The organism is Comamonas terrigena NBRC 13299, assembly GCF_006740045.1.
In the GTDB taxonomy this organism is placed as follows: domain Bacteria; phylum Pseudomonadota; class Gammaproteobacteria; order Burkholderiales; family Burkholderiaceae_C; genus Comamonas; species Comamonas terrigena.
In genome coordinates this window covers 579,245-599,895 of the sequence record NZ_AP019749.1, presented here as the reverse complement: position 1 = coordinate 599,895, position 20,651 = coordinate 579,245, and the positions used below count along the sequence as shown (strand labels likewise).

The window sequence follows — 20,651 nt, the reverse complement described above, 5'->3', positions numbered from 1 at the left end:
GCTCAGGCCAGCGTCACGCGGGCGAACTTGCGCTTGCCCACCTGCAGCACAAAGCTGCCAGCATCCAGTTTCAGGCCGCGGTCGCTGATGACCGTGCCGTCGATGCGCACGCCGCCGCCGTCGATCAGGCGGTTGGCCTCGCTGGTCGACGGGGCCAGATTGGCCTGCTTGAGCAAGGCGCCGATGCCCAGCGGGGCGCCGGACAGGCTGACTTCCGGGATATCGTCGGGAATGCCGCCCTTGGAGCGGTTGGTGAAATCCTGCTCGGCCGCATCGGCCGCCGCCGCACTGTGGAAGCGCGTAGTGATTTCCTTGGCCAGCGCCACCTTGGCATGCTTGGGGTTGCCGCCGGCGGCAATGTCCGCCTTCAGTTGGGCGATGTGTTCCAGGCTCTGGAAGGACAGCAGCGTGTACCAGTCCCACATCAGGTCGTCCGAAATCGACAGCACCTTGGCAAACATGGTGTTGGCGTCTTCGGTGATGCCGATGTAGTTGTTCTTGGACTTGGACATCTTGTGCACGCCGTCCAGGCCCACCAGCAGCGGCATAGTAAGCACACACTGCTGCTCCTGACCATACTCTGCCTGCAGATGGCGCCCCATCATCAGGTTGAACTTCTGGTCCGTGCCGCCCAGCTCCAGGTCGGCCTTGAGCGCCACCGAGTCATAACCCTGCAACAAAGGATAGAGAAACTCGTGCAGGCTGATGGAGCTGCCTTCGGTGAAACGCGTGTGGAAGTCGTTGCGCTCCATCATGCGGGCCACGGTGTACTTGGCCGACAGCTGGATCATGCCGCGCGCGCCCAGTTGGTCGCACCATTCGCTGTTGTAGCGCACCTCGGTCTTGGCCGGATCCAGCACCTTGGCAGCCTGGGTGTAATAGGTTTCGGCGTTGGCCTTGATCTGCTCGGCAGTCAGCGGCGGGCGCGTGCTGTTGCGGCCCGACGGGTCACCGATCAGCGTGGTGAAGTCGCCGATCAGGAAAATCACCTGATGGCCCAGGTCCTGCAACTGGCGCATCTTGTTCAGGACCACGGTGTGGCCCAGGTGGATGTCGGGGGCCGTGGGGTCCAGGCCCAGCTTGATGCGCAGGGGCACGCCCGTGGCTTCGGACTTTGCCAGTTTCTGGATCCACTCGTCCTTGGGCAGCAGTTCATCCACTCCGCGCAACGTCACTTCCAGCGCTTGTCCTACACCTTCCGTCAACGGGAACGTCTTAACACTATCTTGATTCATAAGGGTTTTCTTGGATGCGATGGAGAGGTCGCCCGTTATACTCCGGGCTCGGTCGCAGTGGCGGATTCTAGTAGGCATCCCGTATCTACTCCGCCGTATGGCTGCTATCCGACACCTTGCACACACCATTCCTACGCTATCTCGCGCAGGGGGACAGTGGTGTGCCAGACCCTAGGGACATCGTTTTGAAAGACAGCTTGATATCTGCCGGCAGTGCTTTGCTAGCACGGCTGGCCCTTCTGGTGCAAAAGCACCCCAAGCGCGTCACCAGCGGAGTGGCAGCCCTGCTGCTCTCCGGAGGCGGTGCTGCGTTTGCAGTGGCATCGCTGGGCCCCGACGTGGCCGACATGCCGGTGCGCACCATCACACAGACTGTGCCTTCCCTCGTGGAAGACACATCGCTCGCCGACCTGGCCGATCTGAACAGCTTCACCCTGTACCGCAGCGACTACACGCGCGGCACGGACACGGCAGAAGCGCTGCTGCAACGCCTGGGCATTGCCGATCCCTCGGCTTCCGCCTTCCTGCGTGCAGACAGCAATGTGCGCCAGAACCTGCTGGGCCGCGCTGGCCGTCTGGTGTCTGCCGAAGCCACCAACGACCACCAGCTGCAAAAGCTCACCGCCCGCTGGACCACCAGTGACGACAGCGATGAATTCCAGCGCCTGGTCGTGGAACGCGACGCCAACGGCAAGTTCACGGCCTCCATCGAGACGGCCGAGCTGACCGTGGGCTCGCGCCTGGCGGGCGGCACCATCCGCAGTTCGCTGTTTGCAGCCACCGATGCCGCGTTCATTCCCGACAGCGTGGCCGTGCAGATGGCCGATGTGCTGTCCGGCAGCATCGACTTCCGCCGTTCGCTGCGCAAGGGTGACCGTTTCTCCGTGGTCTACGAAAGCCTGGAAGCCGACGGCGAGCCCCTGCGCGCCGGCCGCCTGCTGAGCGTCGAATTCCACAACAACGGCAAGACCCACCAGGCCATGTGGTACCAGCCCGAAGGCGCCAGCCGCGGCAGCTACTACGACCTGGACGGCCGCAGCCTGCGCCAAGCCTACCTGACGTCACCCGTGGAATTCTCGCGCGTGTCCAGCGGCTTTGCCATGCGCCTGCACCCCATCCAGAAGACCTGGAAGGCCCACCTGGGAACTGACTTTGCGGCCCCCACCGGCACCAAGGTCCGCACCATCGGCGACGGCGTGGTGGAATTCGCAGGTGTGCAGAACGGCTTCGGCAACGTGGTGTTCGTCAAGCATGCCAATGCCGACCATGTCACCGTCTACGCCCACCTGAGCCGCATCGATGTGCGCAAGGGCCAGAGCGTGGAACAGGGCCAGACCATTGGCGCCGTGGGCTCCACCGGCTGGGCCACCGGCCCGCACCTGCACTTCGAGTTCCGCGTCAACGGCAAGCACGAAGATCCGCTGGTGGTGATGGCCAAGAACGCGGCCGATGCACCGATCGACCGCCGGAACGAAGCCGCCTTCAAGCAGTACTCTGCCCAGATGCGCATGCAGCTGGATTCGGCCCAGACCGTGCAGCAGGCCAGCGCCCAGTAAGCGCCGCCACCCTCTCTTGCAAAGGCCCCTCCGGGGCCTTTGTCGTTTCCGGGGCATACTGCGCCTTTGCTGTTGCCCCGACCGTTTCCGTCCGCCATGACCGTTGCCACTCCCGCTTCCGACCTCTTCATCGGCCTGATGTCCGGCACCTCATTGGACGGGGTGGACGGGGTGCTGGTGGACTTCCGCCACGGCACCCGCGTGCTGCAGCATGCCAGCTGCGGCTTCACGCCCGGCCTACGCGCCGAACTGCTGGCCTTGAACACCCCCGGCGGCCAGGACGAGCTGCACCGCGCCGCCCTGGCGGCCAATGCCCTGGTGGCCCACTACGCCCAGGTGGTGCAGCAGTTGCTGCAACGCAGCGGCGTGGCGACCGACCAGGTGGCCGCCATCGGCGCCCACGGCCAGACCGTGCGCCACCGCCCGCAGCTGTTCGACGGCACGGGCTACACGCTGCAGCTCAACGCCCCGGCCTTGCTGGCCGAACGCAGCGGCATCACCGTGGTCGCCGATCTGCGCAGCCGCGATGTGGCCGCCGGGGGCCAGGGGGCTCCCCTGGTGCCGGCCTTCCACCAGGGCGTCTTCGGCCAGGCCGGCCGGACCACGCTGGTACTGAACATCGGCGGCATTGCCAACCTGAGCGTGCTGGGTGCGGACGGTGCCGTGCAAGGTTTTGATTGCGGCCCCGGCAATGCGCTGATGGACGGCTGGTGCCTGCACCACACCGGCCAGCCCTATGACGACGGCGGGCGCTGGGCTGCCAGCGGGCGTGTGCTGCAGCCTCTGCTGCAGCGCCTGCTGGCCGAGCCGTTCTTTGCGCAGCAGCCCCCCAAAAGCACGGGCCGCGACCTGTTCCACACCGACTGGCTGACTGCACACCTGGCCGCCATACCAGAGGCAGCCGCAGCCGCTGCAGCGGATGTCCAGGCCACACTGACCGAGCTGACCGCCGCCAGCTGTGCCGATGCCGTGCGCCGCTGGGGCCGGGGCGGCAGTGCCCTGCTGGTCTGCGGAGGCGGCGCCTTGAATGCCCACCTGATGCAGCGTATCGCCTCCCTGCTGCCAGGCGTGCAGGTGGGCAGCACCGCCGCGCGCGGCCTGCCGCCGCTGGAGGTGGAAGCCGCCGCCTTCGCCTGGCTCGCGCGCCAGTGCCTGCGCGGCCTGCCGGGCAATCTGCCGGCGGTGACCGGTGCGCGCGGCCCACGCGTGCTGGGCGCCATCTACCCGGCCTGAAAAAAGCTTTTCAACAGCACCGCGGCCTGCGCGGCAGGCACCTGCCGGACTGTCGCTATCTGGCGGGCATCGCCAGACTCCCGCCCGCAGGCTGGCAGGTTTTTTTCAGTCGCCGCTGTCCGGGGCCGGGCGCACGCGCTCGTCGCCATCGAGCTGGCTGAACACAAGGGTGGACGCCAAGGTCATCAGCCCCACGGTGGCAAAGGTGGCATGGATGGCACGCAGCGACTGGTCGCCCAGTGCGCTCCAGACATCGGAGAACCCGCCCAGCAGTGCGCCGGCCAGCGCCACCCCCATGCCCATGGACAGCATCTGTACCATGGACAGCAGGCTGTTGCCACTGCTGGCGAACTCGCCTTCCACGTCTTTGAGCGTGACCGAATTCATGGCCGAGAACTGCATCGAGTTGATGCCGCCAAACACAAACAGCTGGGCCAGCAGCAAGCCCAGCGGCTGCTGCGGCGACACCAGGCCGAAGCTGGCCAGCACCAGACCCAGCAGCACCGAATTGACCTGCAGCACCCGGCGGTAGCCATAGCGCTGCACCGTGCGCACGGCGATGCGCTTGACCAGCATGCTGCCCACCACGGTGGCCAGCATCATCAGCCCGGCGTGGAAGGGCGACATGCCCAGGCCCACCTGAAGCAGCAGCGGAATCAGGAACGGTGCAGCGCCGCTACCGAAGCGGGCAAACAGATTGCCCAGCAGGCCCACCCGCAGCGAACGCACGCTGAACAGCGCGGGCGGAAACAGCGGCTCGGGCACCCGCAGCGCGTGCATCCAGTAGGCCGCCAGACTGGCCAGACCAAACACCATCAGCACCGCCACCAGGGCCGTACCAAGACCCATGCCGGACAGGCCGTCCAGCGCCACGGACACCGCCACCATGCCGAACGACAGCAGCGCATAGCCCCAGCCGTCGAAACTGCGGCGCGGCTGCTCCGCGCCCACGGGCATCCAGCGGCGTGTGGCCCACATTCCGAACAGCCCCACCGGCACATTGATCCAGAAGATCCAGTGCCAGCTGGCCACTTCCACCAGTGCACCGCCCAGCGTGGGGCCCAGCAGCGCGCCCACCTGGCCCGGGATGGCAATGAAACTCATGGCACGGATGAATTCACCCTTGGGGTGGCTGCGCAGCACCGCCAGCCGGCCCACCGGCATCATCAGGGCGCCCCCGACCCCTTGTACCACGCGCGCGGCCACCAGAAAGCCCAGGTTGGGCGAGAGCGCGCACAGCACCGAGCCCAGCACAAACAGCGCGATCGCCGTGGCATAGACCCGCTGGGTGCCAAAACGGTCCGCCACCCAGCCCGAGGCCGGGATCAGCATGGCCGTGGTCAACGAATAGGCCACGATCACCGACTGCATCTTCAGCGGGCTCTGGCCCAGCGACTGCGCCATCGCCGGCAGTGCCGTGTTCAGAATGGTGGCATCCAGCGACTGCAAAAAGAAGGCGATGGCCACCAGCCACAGCAGGCGTTCACGGTGGGGGGCAAGGGATTCACTCATGGGAAACAGGGAAGCAAAACTCGCACGGCAATGCGTGCAACAGACGCAAAAAAGCCGCTGGCGTGCAGCGGCTGGATCGGAGGGGATGGCGCAGTGTCGGCGGCATCCCGCGTGACAGGCAGAAAGCGCTTACACCGAGAAGCTGGAACCGCAGCCGCAGGTGGTGCTGGCATTGGGGTTCTTGATCACGAACTGGGCACCTTGGAGGTCTTCCTTGTAATCGATCTCTGCGCCGACCAGGTACTGGTAGCTCATGGCGTCGATCAGCAGCGACACACCATTCTTGGTCATCGTAGTGTCGTCGTCGTTGGTGATCTCATCGAAGGTGAAACCGTACTGGAAACCCGAGCAGCCGCCGCCTTGCACAAAGACGCGCAGCTTCAGGTCGGGATTGCCTTCTTCGGCAATCAGATCCGCCACCTTGGCAGCTGCGCTGTCGGTGAAGAGGATGGGGGCCGGCATTTCGGTGATGGTGTTTTCGGCAACGGCGCTCATGGGGATACTCCGATGGTTCTGAATTGGCCCGAATGGTACAGCAAAGGGCTCGGGAATTGCTGCCGCTTCCAGCTTTGACGACAGTGCAAGTGGGGGCTTTGCCCCCGGAGGACGCTGGGGACTTCGCCCGGACCAGGGAGGGGCGGCCGTACCGGACCATGCCGGCGCGGGAGCGACCACAAAAAAGCCGCCGAACCCGAAGGCTTGGCGGCTTTTTTTGGCGGATGGCCTTCCCGGAGGAAGACCATCCTGCAGCAGAAGCGGATTAACGCTTCGAGAACTGCTTGGCGCGGCGTGCAGAACGCAGACCGACCTTCTTACGTTCGACTTCACGAGCGTCACGGGTCACGTAGCCGGCTTGGCTCAGTGCGGACTTCAGGGAAGCGTCGTAATCGATCAGAGCGCGGGTGATACCGTGGCGGGCAGCGCCAGCCTGGCCGGATTCACCGCCGCCGTGGACGTTGATCTGGATGTCGAAAGCTTCGACATTGCCAGTCAGCACCAGGGGCTGCTTTGCGATCATGATGGAGGTTTCGCGGCCGAAGTACTGCTGAATGTCTTTGCCATTCACAGTGATCTTGCCGGAGCCCTTCTTCAGGAATACACGGGCGACGCTGGACTTGCGACGGCCGGTACCATTGTTCCAATCACCAATCATTCAAGTCTCCTTAGATTTCCAGAGCCTTAGGCTGCTGTGCGGTATGAGGATGCTCAGCACCGCCGTAGACCTTCAGCTTCTTGATCATGGCGTAGCCCAGGGGACCCTTGGGCAGCATGCCCTTGACGGCCTTTTCCAGAGCACGGCCAGGGAACTTGGCTTGCAGATCGCGGAAGTTGGTGGCAGTGATGCCGCCGGGGAAACCGGAGTGACGGTAGTACACCTTGTCCAGGTTCTTGGTGCCAGTGACCTTGAGCTTGGAGGCGTTGATGATGACGATGAAGTCGCCGGTGTCAACGTGAGGTGTGTAAATGGCCTTGTGCTTGCCGCGCAGACGGAGTGCCACTTCGCTGGCGACACGTCCGAGCACCTTATCGGTGGCGTCAATCACAAACCACTCGTGTTGCACCTCAGCGGGCTTTGCGCTGAATGTAGACATGAGTTTTCTCTTTCAAGAGGGTTTGGCGGGCCCTTTTCCGCGGTCGGTGCTTCTTCTTGAAAAAGACAAGTCTTTTAAAGGAAGCCTCTTAGGCGGGGATGTTCAAACCGGAGTTTCAACCTTCGCCGCGGGACCCATAAAATCGCTGCGAAGCCCGCCATTATACGAAATAGCGTCCAATAGGGGGGAACGCCCCTACCAGTGCACCCGTTTTTGTGCCACGGTGGCGACCACACCACACCGGGAAAGGCCTGCTCGCCCTACCCTCACACCATCTGCCGCCCCGCGGCCACCGCCTTCGACTGCCATGTTCAGCTACCGCCACGCCTTCCATGCCGGCAACCACGCCGATGTGCTCAAGCACACCGTGCTGATCGCCACCTTGCAACACCTGACGCAGAAGGACACGGCGCTGAGCGTGATCGACACCCATGCCGGCGCCGGCCTGTACCGCCTGGACGGTGACTACGCCAACACCAGCGGCGAGGCGACCGAAGGCGTGCAGCGCCTGCTGGACACCCCGTTTGACCAGCTGGCGCCCGCGCTGCAGGACTATCTGCAGGTGCTGGCCAGCTTCAACCAGGGCAACAAGCTGCGCGTCTACCCCGGCTCGCCGTTCATCAGCCACAGCCTGCTGCGCCCCCAGGACAAGATGCACCTGTTCGAGCTGCACCCCACCGATTCGCGCACGCTGGCCGGCAACATCGCCCAGCTCGACCCGGGCAAGCGCATCCTGATTGCGCAGGAAGACGGTTTCACCGGCGTCAAGAAACTGCTGCCCCCACCGTCGCGCCGCGGTCTGGTGCTGTGCGACCCCAGCTATGAGATCAAGACCGACTACCTGCGCGTGGCCGACATGGTGCAGGACGCGCTGGCGCGCTTTGCCACCGGCACCTATGCCGTGTGGTACCCCATCATCGCCCGCCAGGACGCGCACGATCTGCCGCGCCGCCTCAAGACCCTGGCCACCAAGGCCGGCAAGGGCTGGCTGCACGCCACGCTGACCGTCAAATCCAGCAAGATGCAGTCGGCCGCCCTGTCCGCCACCGAGGACGAACCCAGCAAGCGCCCCGGCCTGCCGGCCAGCGGCATGTTCCTGATCAACCCGCCCTACACCGTCAAGGACAAGCTCAAGACCGCCCTGCCGCAGATGGTCAAGCTGCTCGGCCAGGACAAGCACGCCGCGTTCACGCTGGAATCCGGCCAATAAAGCCAGAAAGGGCTGCGGCCCGCCGCTGCGCCAAGCGGAGCGGAGGGGCCTCCCCCAAAATGCACAGAGGGTTCAAGGAAGTGTCGCCTTGAACCCATTTTCACATGCACCCCGGGCGCTCACTTCTTCTTTTTGCTGACCTGCTTGGCCACCGTGCTGGTGGATTCGCCATGGGCCTGGCGGTGTGCCTCCACCGCGCGGCGGGCGTCGGGGCTCAGGTCGGACAGGCGCGCTTCGAGCTGGCCGTCCAGATCATCGTCCTCACCCGGGCATTGGGATTCGTCGTCAGCCAGGGCCCACAGCTCCACCGGCTTGATCCCCAGGCCCACCATGCCCAGCTGCTCGGCCGCACCCTGGCTCAGGTCGATCACCCGGTTCTTGGCAAACGGCCCCCGGTCGTTGATGCGCACCACCACCGTCTTGCCGGTGACCGAGCTGCGCACGCACACCCGCGTGCCAAAGGCCAGCGAGCGGTGGGCAGCGGTCAGCTCGCCGCTGTTGAAACGCTCGCCATTGGCGGTCAGCTTGCCGTGAAAACCGGGGCCGTACCAGGAGGCCAACCCCTTTTGGTCGCTGTCCCGGGCATCCGGCGCGGTTTGCGCCGCCGGATCGAGCTTGTCGCTGAGCTTGGGCGGCTTGGGAGCGGCCTTGGCCAGGGCCTCGGCCCCCTTGCGGTCGTGGCTCCACCAGCCCCAGCGGCTGGGGCGGGCGTTGGTGCCTTCGGGAATGGGCGCACCCGCCTGGGTGGGCGTGGCTGTGGCGGTGCCTTCCGGCGTGGTGGGCAGCGGGGCGCAGCCGCTGATGAATAACGTCACCGTCCAGGCCGCTGCCCAGCGATGGCGTGCCGCCCGGGAGACGATTCCCGCAGTTTGGCAGATGGATGGCATGCAATGTCCTCTGTCACGCACAGACGGTGGTGCCACCACCGCAGGCGGAATCAGCGGAACAAACCGCAGCCCTTAGAGCCCGAGGCGACGGCACAGCTCCAAGGTCGCTGTGCTCTGGTTCATGGTGTAGAAGTGCAGGCCCGGCGCGCCTTGGCTGCGCAGCTGCTCGCACAGGTGCGTGACCACGTCCAGCCCGAAGGCACGGATGGAAGCCACGTCGTCCCCGAAAGCCTGCAGTCGCAGGCGGATCCAGCGGGGAATCTCAGCGCCAGTCGCATCGGAAAAGCGCATGAGTTGGGAAGAGTTAGTGATCGGCATGATACCCGGGACGACCGGGATCTGGATGCCAAGTGCTTGAATTCCCTCCACAAAGCGGTAGTAGGCGTTGAAGAAGTATTGTGTGATAGCCGAATCGGCTCCCGCCTTCACTTTTGTCGCAAACGCCTGCAGGTCGGCATCCGGACTTTTGGCCTGCGGATGGGTCTCGGGGTAGGCCGCCACCTCGATGTGGAACCAGTCCCCGAACTCCTTGCGGATGAACGCCACCAGGTCGCTGGCGTACTGGAATTCACCGCCCAGACCGTAGCCGCTGGGCAGGTCGCCGCGCAGCGCCACGATGCGCTTGACGCCCATGGTCTGGAGCTGTGCCAGTTCCTCGCGCACCTTGGCATGGGTGGCGCCCACACAGGAAAAGTGCGACGCTGCGGCCACGCCTTCGTCCTGGATGGCTTGCACCATGCGGAACGTGCCTTCCTGGGTGGAGCCGCCGGCGCCATAGGTCACCGAGCAGAATTCCGGCTTGCGGGCGTACAGCTCCTGGCGCACGTTCACGTGCTTGGCTGCGCCTTCGGCGGTCTTGGTGGGAAAGAATTCAAAGCTGACCGGGAATGCGGTCGAATCGTTCTGCGCCATCGGGGTCTTCCTCACGCTTTGGTGGCGTGCACAAAAAATTCACGGTTGCCGTCGCCGCCTTCGATGGCGCTGTCGTACCAGCCCACCACCTTCAGGCCCACTTCCTTGCAGCAGGCACGGATACGCTGCTCCACCTCGGCATACAGCGCCGGGTCGCGCACGATACCGCCCTTGCCGATCTGGCCGGGCTGCAGCTCGAACTGGGGCTTGACCAGCATCAGCAGCGGCGCGCCCGGGCCCATCAGCGGCACCAGCTGGGGCAGGATCAGGGTCAGCGAGATGAAGGACACATCCCCGGTGACAAAGTCGAACACCGGCGTGATGTCGATGTCCTCGGTCCCCGGCTTGCGGCGGCGCTCCACCGGCGCCGTACCGTCTGCGCGGGCCTTGTCCTTGGCGGCGCGCTCGGCCTTGAAGGACTCGATGTCCTGCTCCTTGGCGTCTTCGCTGTCGTCATAGTCTTCATCGACCATGCCGCCATTGCGCATCCAGGCATAGGGGGCCTGGGGCTGGGTGTCGTTGTCTTCTTGCTCTTCGATGACTTCGGACAGCGCATCCTCGCAGCCCTGCACCAGCGATTCGGCAGTCATGGCGCGGGCGTTCAGCCCTTCCACGCCCACCACGCGCGGATCGCTCTTCAGGCGTTCATGCAACTGGTCATGGCCCACGTCCACACCGATCACCTGGGCAGCCCCGGCCTGCAGCAGGCAGTCGGTGAAGCCGCCAGTGCTCTGCCCCACGTCCAGGCAGCGCAGGCCGCTCACCTGCAGGCCCGCCGCAGCCAGCGCGCCTTCGAGCTTGAGGCCGCCGCGCGAGATGTACTTGGCCTCGGACGCGTCCAGCAGCTGCACTTGCGCACCTGCGGGAATGTCGTCACCGTTCTTGGCCACCTGGGTCCACGGGGCCAGGGGCATGGTGCGCCACTGCACACCGGCTGCAATCAGGCGCTGGGCCTGCGATCGGGTGGCGGCATGGCCTGCCTCCACCAAAAAAACGTCTGCGCGCATCGCGCTCTCCTTCAGCTTCACCGGGCAGGCCGCTGTGTGCGGCCTGCGCCTGTTTTCCAAGCGGGTTGTGCTTGCAACCACCGATCCCGGTGCCCCAGCACAGCCCAACTCTCTATGAATGGACACAAGCCACTATCAGCTTGTGCTATGAAGGCGGGCGCATGCACCACACCTTCTCCTTATGTCAGGCGGCGCTCCCCACCGCCATGGATGCGGAAGTTGCCCACCACCTCGGCCAGAAGCCGGGCCTGCTCACGCAGGCTTTCGGCAGCTGCCGCACTTTGTTCGACCAGGGCCGCATTTTGCTGTGTCATGTCGTCCAGCTGGCCCACGGCGGTATTGATTTCCGCAATGCCCTGGCTCTGCTCACCCGCAGCAACCGAGATCTCCCCGATCACTGCGTCCACCCGCACCACCGAATCCACGATCTCGTGCATCGTGGCCCCGGCTTCGCTGACCAGGCGGGCGCCTTCGTCCACCTTGCCCACACTGCTGCCGATCAGGTCCTTGATCTGCTTGGCCGCCTCGGCACTGCGCCCGGCCAGGGCACGCACCTCGCTGGCCACCACGGCAAAGCCCCGGCCCTGCTCACCGGCGCGGGCGGCTTCCACCGCCGCGTTCAACGCCAGGATATTGGTCTGGAAGGCGATACCGTCGATCACCCCGATGATGTCGGCAATCTTGCGGCTGCTCTGGTTGATGGCATCCATGGTCTGCACCACCTGCTGCACCACCGTGCCCCCGCGCCGCGCCACATCCCCGGCCGACACCGACAGCTGGCGCGCCGAATCGGCCGAACCCCGGCTGTGCGACAGCGCATCCGTCAGCTGGGCCATGGAGCCTGCCGTCTGCTGCAGGCTGCTGGCGGTCAGCTCGGTGCGGCTGCTCAGCGACTGTGTGCCGGAGGCAATCTCGCTGGTCGCCGTGGCAATCGATTCCGACGATTCCTTGACCCCGGCAATCACCTGGGCCAGCGCCCGGTCGGCGCTGCGCAGGTCTTCCAGCAGGCGTGCAAATTCATCCTTGGACACCGGTGCCTGCACCGTGCCCAGATCGCCGGCCGCAATCGCCTTGGCCGCCTGCGAAGCCTGGGCCAGACTGGCCGCCATGCTCAGGTACACGCCCACATACAGATAGACCGAAGCGCCAATGCCCAGCGCCAGCAGCAGCACCAGCAGGTTGCGCTGGGTGGCCGCCTCGGCGCCGCGCTCGGCCAGCAGCTGGTCCAGCACTGCGCCGTTTTGCGACACCAGTGCCCAGGCCGCATCGATAGTCGGCTGGGCAGCAGTCTGCACCTCCTGCTGCGACACCGCCACCTGGTCCACCAGCGTGAAGTGCTTGCGCACATAGCCCAGCAGCTCCTTGGACGTGGCCTTGAGCGCGTCAAAGCGCGCGCCCAGCGCCTGCTGCACCGCGGCATTGGCCTGCATGGACTGCGACAACTGGGTTTCCACGCCCGAGAACGTGTCGTTCAGGCGCGCCTCGGTCACTTCGTAGAACACCTTGTCCTTGGTATCCACCACGCCACGGCTCACATTGAGCAGCGCGTAGGCAGCAATGCGCACGGCAATGCCGGCCGTGGACGGCGTGTGGTTGGCCAGCGGGTAGCCCAGGTAGAAGATATCGGCATCCGGATCCTGCGCCAGACCGGAACGGTTGCCCAGATCGCGCATGAAGGCGTAAAGGCGCGCGTATTCGGGCGCATGGGCGGCAAAGGCTTTTTGCGCGAAGTCGGCATCGGCCGGCAGCGCGGCAATCTTGCCTTGCAACTCCTTCCAGCCTTGCTGCAGGCCTTCGGTTTCCTTGCGCATGTCGTAATAGCGCTGTTGCGCCGCGACGCGGGCTTCGATCTTGGCCAGGGTTTTGTCCACCACCGCCGCCTGGCGCTGGAAGGACTGCATCAGCGCCGCATCGCCGGCCTGGCCGGTGATGGCCACCCGGCGGCTTTCGATCAGCACCTGGTTCCACTCCACCAGATCGGCCATCAGCGCCACCGCGGCACGCTTGGCCTCCAGTGCCTGCACCCGCGCCTGGTAGCGCTGCACCGCCATGGCACCCACCAGCCCCAGCATCAGCAGCAGCGGAATGCCCGCCAACAGGAATTTGGGACCCAGTCGCAAACGCGACATCAATGCCACAGCGGGCTGAAACAAACCTCTCATGACCTGGCTTCTCCTTGTTGTATGCGATCCGAAAATGAATCGGCCTCCTGTGTACGGGGCCTTGCACCCATGATTTCGGCATTCACATGGCAAGCTGAAGTCAAGCCCGCAGGTCATGCACCGTGGCAGCCAACGGCTGCCACGGCCTCCGCCCATCAATAACGGTAGGTTTCAGGCTTGTAAGGGCCTTCCTTCTTCACGCCGATGTAGGCGGCCTGGGCTTCGGTCAGCTCGGTCAGCTGGGCACCGACCTTCTTCAGGTGCAGGCGTGCCACCTTCTCGTCCAGCACCTTGGGCAGCACATAGACCTTGCCGACTTCGTAGGCGTCGGGGCGGGTGAACAGCTCGATCTGGGCCAGGGTCTGGTTGGCGAAGGAGTTGGACATCACGAAGCTGGGGTGGCCGGTGGCGCAGCCCAGGTTCACCAGACGGCCCTTGGCCAGCAGGATGATCTTCTTGCCGTCCGGGAAGGTGATGTGGTCGACCTGGGGCTTGATTTCTTCCCACTCGTACTTCTCGATCGACGCGACGTCGATTTCGTTGTCGAAGTGACCGATGTTGCAGACGATGGCCTCATCCTTCATCGCCAGCATGTGCTCGTGGCGGATGATGTCCTTGTTGCCGGTGGTGGTCACGAAGATGTCGCACTTGTCGGCGGCATATTCCATGGTCACGACCTTGTAGCCTTCCATCGAGGCCTGCAGGGCGTTGATCGGGTCGATCTCGGTCACCCACACCTGGGCGCGCAGCGCGGACAGGGCCTGGGCGCAGCCCTTGCCCACGTCGCCGTAGCCGGCCACCACGGCCACCTTGCCGGCGATCATCACGTCGGTGGCGCGCTTGATACCGTCCACCAGCGACTCGCGGCAGCCGTACAGGTTGTCGAACTTGGACTTGGTGACCGAGTCGTTCACGTTGATGGCACGGAACAGCAGGCTGCCGTTGGCCGACATTTCGTTCAGGCGGTGCACGCCGGTGGTGGTTTCTTCGGTCACACCCAGGATCTGGGCCGACTTGCGGCTGTACCAAGTGGGATCCACGGCCAGTTTGGCCTTGATGGCGGCGAAGACGATCTTCTCTTCTTCCGAACCGGGGTTGGCCAGCACGGACAGGTCCTTCTCGGCCTTCTTGCCCAGGTGCATCAGCATGGTGGCATCGCCGCCATCGTCCAGGATCATGTTGGGGCCTTCGTTGTCGGTGCCGGCAGCGCCGAACTCGAAGATGCTGTGGGTGTAATCCCAGTAGTCCTTCAGCGATTCGCCCTTGATGGCGAACACCGGCACGCCGGTTTCAGCGATGGCCGCCGCTGCATGGTCCTGGGTCGAGAAGATGTTGCACGACGCCCAGCGCACCTGTGCGCCCAGAGCGGTCAAGGTCTCGATCAGCACGGCCGTCTGGATCGTCATGTGCAGCGAACCGGTGATGCGCGCACCCTTCAGCGGCTGGGCTGCAGCGAATTCCTCGCGCACGGCCATCAGGCCGGGCATCTCGGTTTCGGCAATCTTGATTTCCTTGCGGCCCCAGGCGGCCAGGGAAATGTCGGTGATGGCCGAATCGGCAGGGTTGAAGCGAACAGCAGCGTTCATGGTTTTCTCCAAAAATTGAATGAAAAACCACGTTCTGAAGCAGAAGGGGAAATACCGTCTCACCGCACAGAAAGCGTGGGTGAGCGTCGTTGCGGGATGAAATCCGAGCCTCACGCCCCGCTGACGCCCCGCGGGTGGCGGGACTGGGGAACGCTGCAACGCTCCTCGGATGAGCTGGGATTATACGGGCACTGACCGGTCAAGCCGCCAGACCGACCAGCCGATACCCGACTTGCAGCTCGGTCACCAGGTGAGCGGGCTGCGCAGGGTCCTGCTCCAGCTTCTGCCGCAGATTGGCCATGTGCACGCGCAGATAGTGGGGCCTGTCCAGGTATTCCGCTCCCCAGACCTGCAGCAGCAACTGCCGGTGCGTCAGCACTTTGCCATGGCCGGCAACCAGGGCCGCCAGCAGGCGGAACTCGATGGGGGTCAGGTGCACCGGCACCCCGTCGCGCACCACATCGTGCGCTGCCAGGTCCACGGTCACGCTGCCAAAGCGTGCACTGGTGCCGGGCTTGTCGGTGGCCGACGCCTGCTGGCGGCGCCGCAGCATCGCACGCAGGCGCGCCAGCAGCTCGGGCACGCCAAAAGGCTTGGTCAGGTAGTCATCCGCACCGGCATCCAGTGCCGCCACCTTCTCCTCTTCCCGCTCGCGGGCGGACAGCACCAGAATCGGCAACAGACTCCAGCCGCGCAGCTCGGCAATCACGGTCTTGCCATCGGCATCGGGCAGCCCCAGGTCCAGCACCACTGCATCGGGCTGGCGGCTGGCAGCCTCGATCAGGCCGCGCTTGGCGGTCTCGGCTTCGAAGACCTGCCAGCCTTCGTCCTCCAGCGCCAGACGCACAAAGCGGCGGATGCTGGCATCGTCTTCGATCAGCAGAATGCGGGGAGCGACGGTCGTCATGTTCGGGTTTGCGGGTGGTGCACGGGATTGTCGGCTCAATCGTCCATGGATGGCTGCTCGGGCACAGGCAGGCGCACGCGGAAGACCGCTCCCGGCCCGGGCTCCGCCGCTTCCACCTCCAGACGGCCGCCATGGGCTTGCACAATGCGCAACGCCAAAGCCAGCCCCAGCCCCATGCCAAACACAGCGCTCTCCGACTGCCCGCGGGTAAAGGGCTCGAACAGTTGCTGCGCCGACAGGTGGGCGGGCAGGCCCGGGCCTGCGTCCTGCACGCTGAGCACACAGTCTCCGCCCTCCACACCCGCCGCCACGGTGATCGCCGTACCTGCGGGGGTGTACTTGATGGCGTTGTCCAGCAGATTGACCAGCACGCGCTCCATCAGCACGGCGTCGAGCTCCAGCAAGGGCAGACCGGTCGGCAGCGCCGTGTGCAGCACATGCCCAGCCAGGCGCTCGCGCATCTGCGCCAGGGCGCTGCCCACCAGTTCATCCACCGGTAGCCACTCGCGCTTCAGGTGCACGCCACCTTGCTGCAGGCGCGCCATGGCCAGCAGGTTGTCCACCAGCTGCTGCAGGGCCTGTGCCTGGTTGCGGATCTGCACCAGCATGCTGTGCACCGGGCCCTGCGGCGCATGGGGCAGTGCGGCTTGGGCCGCCCCCAGAATGCCGGTCAGCGGTGTGCGCAGGTCGTGCGACACGGCGGAGAGCAAGGTGTTGCGCATGCGCTCGCCTTCCATGGCAATCTGGGTCTGCTGCGCCACGTCCACAAAATGCACCCGCTCCAGCGCCAGTGCAATCTGACTGGCACAGGCATCGAGCAGACGGCGCTCTTCGGGCACCCGCAGCTTCTGCGGTGCGCTCAGCTGCAGCACCAGCACGCCGCGGGAGCGCACCGGGGCCATCAGCGGCACATACAGCGCGGGCGCGGCGGCCAGGGTGTCCGTTCCCTGACCCGCCATCTGGCCATGCTCCATGCTCCAGCGCCCCACGCTGGCATCGATCGCGCCTGCGCTGCCCTGCGCCAGCTGCAACTGCTCATCGGCATCGGGCAGCAGCAAGCCAGTCTGTGCCCCAAAGACGCCGGAAATCGTGGTCAGCGCAATCTGCGTGACCTGCTGCTGCGTCAGTGCACCCGACAGATCCCGCGCCAGCCTGGCCAGTGCGCCGGCACGCCGCTCGCGCTCGGCGGCCACCCGCGCCTCATGGCGCAATCGCGCCGTCAGCTGGCCGCAGACCAGGGCCACCCCCAGCATCAGGCAGAAGGTGAACAGGTACTGTGTGTCGTTGACGCTGAAAGAATTGCGCGGCGGCACAAAGTAGAAGTCGAACAGCAGTACCGACAACAGGGCCGCCCAGGCCCCGGGGCCGCGCCCCCAGCGCACGGCCGACAGCACCACCACCAGCAGGAACAGCATGACCACATTGGCCGGGTCGAACACCTGCAGCAGCAGCTCGGCCAGCGCGGTCGCGGCCAGGCAGGCCAGTGTCACGCCCCCATAGCCCTTCCAGGGAATCGCCTGCTCGCGCACCACGGGAAAGCGCACGCTGCTGTCAGGCTTGACCTTTTTGACGGACAGCAGCAGCACATCCAGACCGGGGTCCAGCAAGGCGATCTGCTCCGACAGGCTGGCCGGACGCCAAGGCAGCCAGCGGTTCCAAGGCTGGTCCACCCTGGCCAGCACCAGATGGCTGGCGTTGCGTTCGCGTGCGAAGTCCACCAAGGCCTGCGCCACCTGGGCTCCCGGAATGGTGGCCGTTTCCGCCCCCAGGCGCGCGGCCAGCGCCAGGGTCTTGAGCACGGCCTCCTGCGCCGCCCGGGGGCGGTGCTGGCGCTGCGGTGCATCCACATAGACCACCACCCAGTCGGCTTCCAGCCGCCGTGCCAGGCGTGCCACCTGGCGCACCAGGGCATCGTCACCGGCGCGGCCGCCCACGCCCACCAGCAGGCGCTCCCGCGTAGGCCAGACATCGCCGATGGCGCGTTCGCGCCGGTAGTCGCGCATGTCTTCATCGACCCGGTCGGCCGTGCGGCGCAACGCCAGCTCCCGCAGCGCCAGCAGATTGCCCTGCCGGAAGAAGTTGCGCGAGGCCCGCTCGGCCTGCTCCAGCGGGTAGACCTTGCCCGCCTTCAGGCGCTTGAGCAGCTCTTCCGGGGGAATGTCGACCACGATGACCTCGTCGGCATCGTCAAACAGATGGTCGGGCACGGTCTCATGGACCTTGATGCCGACGATGCCGCTCACCACATCGTTCAGACTCTCCAGGTGCTGGACGTTGAGCGTGGTCCACACCTCGACTCCCGCCTCCAGCAGCTCCTGCACATCCTGCCAGCGCTTGGGGTGGCGCGAGCCGGCAACATTGCTGTGCGCCAACTCGTCCAGCAGCAGCACATCCGGGTGGCGTGCCAATGCGGCATCCAGATCGAACTCCGCCAACTGCTTGCCCAGGTAGTTGAGCGGGCGCCGCGGCAGCAGCTCCAGGTCATGCAGCTGCTGCTCGGTCTCGGCGCGGCCATGTGTTTCCACCAGCCCCACCAGCACGCGGCGCCCGGCCAGCCGCTCACGCTGCGCGGCCGCCAGCATGGCGTAGGTCTTGCCCACTCCGGCGTTGGAGCCGAAGTAGATGCGCAGCTTGCCCCGCCCGGCCTGGGCCTGCTGGGCCTGCAGCTGGGCCACGAGGACATCGGGATCCGGGCGCGCAGGCGCGGAGCTGGTGCTGGGTGTCAATGGCATTGTACAGTCATTGTCGAAGATTTCCGTGTCATACCAGCCCCAGCGCGGTCAGCAACAGATCGATGAGCTTGATGCCGACAAATGGCACAACCAGCCCGCCCAGACCGTAGATCAGCAGGTTGCGGCGCAGCAGGATGGCGGCGCCCACGGCGCGGTACTGCACCCCCCGCAAGGCCAGCGGCACCAGGGCGATGATGATCAGCGCGTTGAAGATCACCGCGCTCAGGATGGCGGAATCCGCGCTGTGCAGCTGCATCACATTGAGCGAGGCCAGCTGCGGGTAGGTGCCCACAAAGGCCGCCGGAATGATGGCGAAGTACTTGGCCACATCGTTGGCAATGCTGAAGGTGGTCAGCGCCCCCCGCGTCATCAGCATCTGTTTGCCGGTTTCCACCACCTCGATCAGCTTGGTCGGGTTGCTGTCCAGGTCCACCATGTTCCCGGCCTCTTTCGCCGCCTGGGTGCCGCTGTTCATGGCCACGGCCACATCGGCCTGGGCCAGGGCCGGTGCGTCATTGGTGCCGTCCCCGGTCATGGCCACCAGCCGGCCTGCCGCCTGGTGCGAGCGGATCAGCTGCAGCTTGTCTTCGGGTCGGGCTTCGGCCAGGTAGTCGTCCACCCCGGCTTCGGCGGCAATCGCGGCAGCCGTCAGCGGGTTGTCACCGGTCACCATCACCGTCTGTATGCCCATGCGGCGCAGCTCGGCAAAGCGCTCGCGCATGCCGGGCTTGACCACATCCTTGAGCTCGATCACGCCCAGCACCCTGGCGCCATCGGCCACCACCAGCGGCGTGCTGCCCTTGCGCGAGACGTTGTCCACCGACAGCTGCACCGGAGCGGGAAAGCTGCCGCCCAGCGCCTCGACATGCCGGCGCACGGCATCCGCGGCCCCTTTGCGCAGGCTGCGCTCCCCTTGCGGGCCCTGCAGGTCCACCCCGCTCATGAGCGTCTGGGCCGTGAAGGGTACGAACACGCCCGGAAAATCCGCACTGCGGCGCTCCGGCAGGGCATGGCGCTCCCTGGCCAGGGCCACCACGCTGCGGCCTTCCGGGGTTTCATCGGCCAGCGAGGCCAGCTGGGCCGCTTCGGCCAGCTGCGCGGCGCTCACGCCCGGGGCAGGCAGGAATTCGCTGGCCTGGCGGTTGCCCAACGTGATGGTGCCGGTCTTGTCCAGCAGCAGCACATCCACGTCGCCAGCCGCCTCCACCGCCCTGCCCGAGGTGGCGATGACATTGGCCTGCATCATGCGGCTCATGCCCGCCACGCCAATGGCCGACAGCAGGCCGCCGATCGTGGTCGGAATCAGGCAGACCAGCAGCGCAATCAGCACCGCCATGCCGACCACCGACCCGGTGCCGGCCTGCGCCACCGCGAAAGCCGAGAACGGCCACAACGTGACAATGACCAGCAGAAACACCAGCGTCAGCCCCACGAGCAGGATCGTCAGCGCCATTTCATTCGGCGTCTTCTGGCGCTTGGCCGACTCGACCATGGAGATCATGCGGTCCAGAAACGACTCGCCAGGATTGACCGTGACCTCCACCACCAGCCAGTCCGACAGCACCCGCGTGCCGCCGGTCACGGACGAGAAGTCGCCGCCGGCCTCGCGGATCACGGGGGCCGACTCGCCGGTGATCGCGCTTTCGTCCACCGACGCCACGCCATCGATCACCGTGCCATCGAGGGCGATGGTGTCACCCGCCTCCACATAGATCACCACCCCCTTGCGCAGCTCGCTGGCCCGTATCGGAATCCATGCACTGCCCACCTGCGGTTGCTGCAGTACCTTGGCCACGGTGTCCCGCTTCATGCCACGCAGGCTGGCCGCCTGGGCGCGGCTGCGGCCCTCGGCCAAGGCCTCGGCGAAGTTGGCAAACAGCACGGTGAACCACAGCCACAGCGCAATCGCCAGCACAAATCCATCGCTCTGGCCATCCGGTGCCAGCAGGCTCTGTCCCCACAGCAGACTGGTCAGCACCGCCCCCAGGTACACCACAAACATCACCGGGTTGGCCCACTGCGTCCGGGGCGAGAGCTTGCGCACCGCATCCCACAGCGCCAACTTCACCAGCTGGGCATCCAGCAGGCTGTGGCCTGCCCCCATTTTCTGAGCACGCATG

16 protein-coding genes and 1 riboswitch are annotated in these 20,651 nt (G+C 65.7%); of the genes, 3 read left to right on the top strand and 13 right to left on the bottom strand.

Translation table 11 applies throughout. The annotated features are described in order from the left end of the window. Positions 1 to 2 precede the first annotated feature (2 nt). Complete coding sequence (tyrS, locus tag CT3_RS02730; RefSeq protein WP_066540065.1) at positions 3 to 1,235, bottom strand: tyrosine--tRNA ligase; 1,233 nt, start codon at positions 1,233 to 1,235, stop codon at positions 3 to 5. 185 nt (positions 1,236 to 1,420) lie between these two features. Here tyrS and CT3_RS02725 point away from each other — a divergent pair, with 185 nt between their 5' ends. After that, positions 1,421 to 2,791: a M23 family metallopeptidase gene (locus CT3_RS02725; protein ID WP_066540060.1), complete on the top strand. Its 1,371-nt coding sequence runs from the start codon at positions 1,421 to 1,423 to the stop codon at positions 2,789 to 2,791. A gap of 96 nt (positions 2,792 to 2,887) precedes the next feature. After that, a complete protein-coding gene (locus CT3_RS02720) occupies positions 2,888 to 4,024 on the top strand; it encodes an anhydro-N-acetylmuramic acid kinase (protein WP_066540058.1) in 1,137 nt (378 codons plus the stop codon). 105 nt (positions 4,025 to 4,129) lie between these two features. On the opposite strand, the gene mdtD is transcribed toward CT3_RS02720, so the two are convergent. The 4 genes from mdtD to rplM all read right to left on the bottom strand — a co-directional run bounded on the left by mdtD (position 4,130) and on the right by rplM (position 7,128). After that, entirely contained in the window at positions 4,130 to 5,536 is a 1,407-nt protein-coding gene (gene mdtD, locus CT3_RS02715; protein ID WP_066540056.1) for a multidrug transporter subunit MdtD, read from the bottom strand. Between the two features lie 129 nt (positions 5,537 to 5,665). Further along, positions 5,666 to 6,031, bottom strand: a complete 366-nt coding sequence (gene erpA, locus CT3_RS02710; RefSeq protein ID WP_066540053.1) for an iron-sulfur cluster insertion protein ErpA — start codon at positions 6,029 to 6,031, stop codon at positions 5,666 to 5,668. Between the two features lie 265 nt (positions 6,032 to 6,296). Next, positions 6,297 to 6,689: a 30S ribosomal protein S9 gene (gene rpsI / locus CT3_RS02705; RefSeq protein ID WP_066540051.1), complete on the bottom strand. Its 393-nt coding sequence runs from the start codon at positions 6,687 to 6,689 to the stop codon at positions 6,297 to 6,299. A gap of 10 nt (positions 6,690 to 6,699) precedes the next feature. Further along, entirely contained in the window at positions 6,700 to 7,128 is a 429-nt protein-coding gene (gene rplM, locus CT3_RS02700; protein ID WP_066540049.1) for a 50S ribosomal protein L13, read from the bottom strand. A gap of 307 nt (positions 7,129 to 7,435) precedes the next feature. On the opposite strand from rplM, the gene CT3_RS02695 reads away from it, so the two are divergent. Further along, entirely contained in the window at positions 7,436 to 8,338 is a 903-nt protein-coding gene (locus tag CT3_RS02695; protein ID WP_066540047.1) for a 23S rRNA (adenine(2030)-N(6))-methyltransferase RlmJ, read from the top strand. Between the two features lie 119 nt (positions 8,339 to 8,457). Here the strand turns inward: CT3_RS02695 and CT3_RS02690 are convergent, their stop codons facing one another. The 8 genes from CT3_RS02690 to kdpB form a co-directional block, all read right to left on the bottom strand. Beyond that, positions 8,458 to 9,225, bottom strand: coding sequence for a septal ring lytic transglycosylase RlpA family protein (locus tag CT3_RS02690; RefSeq protein WP_098066048.1), 768 nt, complete (start codon positions 9,223 to 9,225; stop codon positions 8,458 to 8,460). Positions 9,226 to 9,297: 72 nt separating this feature from the next. Next, entirely contained in the window at positions 9,298 to 10,137 is an 840-nt protein-coding gene (metF, locus tag CT3_RS02685) for a methylenetetrahydrofolate reductase [NAD(P)H] (protein WP_066540041.1), read from the bottom strand. Between the two features lie 11 nt (positions 10,138 to 10,148). After that, positions 10,149 to 11,144: a TlyA family RNA methyltransferase gene (locus tag CT3_RS02680; RefSeq protein ID WP_066540790.1), complete on the bottom strand. Its 996-nt coding sequence runs from the start codon at positions 11,142 to 11,144 to the stop codon at positions 10,149 to 10,151. A 179-nt stretch (positions 11,145 to 11,323) separates the two neighbouring features. Then, positions 11,324 to 13,306 carry a methyl-accepting chemotaxis protein gene (locus tag CT3_RS21125; protein WP_282597779.1) on the bottom strand — a complete coding sequence of 661 codons (1,983 nt, stop codon included), beginning with the start codon at positions 13,304 to 13,306 and terminating at the stop codon, positions 11,324 to 11,326. Positions 13,307 to 13,461: 155 nt separating this feature from the next. Continuing rightward, on the bottom strand, positions 13,462 to 14,892 hold the full coding sequence (gene ahcY / locus CT3_RS02670) for an adenosylhomocysteinase (protein ID WP_066540037.1): 1,431 nt from the start codon (positions 14,890 to 14,892) through the stop codon (positions 13,462 to 13,464). Positions 14,893 to 14,966: 74 nt separating this feature from the next. Continuing rightward, positions 14,967 to 15,065, bottom strand: a riboswitch (S-adenosyl-L-homocysteine riboswitch). A gap of 26 nt (positions 15,066 to 15,091) precedes the next feature. Continuing rightward, positions 15,092 to 15,799 carry a response regulator gene (locus tag CT3_RS02665; RefSeq protein ID WP_066540035.1) on the bottom strand — a complete coding sequence of 236 codons (708 nt, stop codon included), beginning with the start codon at positions 15,797 to 15,799 and terminating at the stop codon, positions 15,092 to 15,094. Between the two features lie 35 nt (positions 15,800 to 15,834). Continuing rightward, positions 15,835 to 18,531 carry a sensor histidine kinase gene (locus tag CT3_RS02660; protein WP_066540032.1) on the bottom strand — a complete coding sequence of 899 codons (2,697 nt, stop codon included), beginning with the start codon at positions 18,529 to 18,531 and terminating at the stop codon, positions 15,835 to 15,837. A 28-nt stretch (positions 18,532 to 18,559) separates the two neighbouring features. Then, the gene (kdpB, locus tag CT3_RS02655) at positions 18,560 to 20,650 is read right to left on the bottom strand and encodes a potassium-transporting ATPase subunit KdpB (RefSeq protein ID WP_066540029.1); all 2,091 of its coding nucleotides are present in this window, start codon (positions 20,648 to 20,650) and stop codon (positions 18,560 to 18,562) included. Between the last annotated feature and the right edge of the window lies 1 nt (position 20,651).